The organism is Pseudomonas sp. HY7a-MNA-CIBAN-0227 (assembly GCF_040310325.1).
In the GTDB taxonomy this organism is placed as follows: Bacteria; Pseudomonadota; Gammaproteobacteria; order Pseudomonadales; family Pseudomonadaceae; genus Aquipseudomonas.
The window spans coordinates 1-245 of sequence record NZ_JBEOPT010000305.1; the positions used below are offsets into that span (position 1 = coordinate 1).

Annotated in this window: 1 protein-coding gene; it reads left to right on the forward strand. The window is 63.7% G+C overall.

The window, feature by feature from the left end:
• On the forward strand, nt 1-245 hold a 245-nt coding region (locus AAEZ06_RS28040), incomplete at both ends, for a nitroreductase family protein (protein ID WP_502948074.1).

Consider the following 245-nt stretch of genomic DNA (forward strand, 5'->3'; position numbering starts at 1 on the left):
GCCTACAACTCGCAGCCGTGGCGGTTTCTGTACGCGCGCCGTGACACGCCGGATTGGGAGCGTTTCCTGGGCTTGCTGAATGAATTCAACCGCAATTGGGCGCAGCATGCATCGGCCCTGGTGATCATCGCGTCGAAAACCGACTTCATCGCCCCGGGTGCTACCGAAGAAACCCCGGCGCTGTGGCACACCTTCGACACCGGCTCGGCCTGGGGCCACCTGGCGCTACAAGCCAGCCTCAGTGG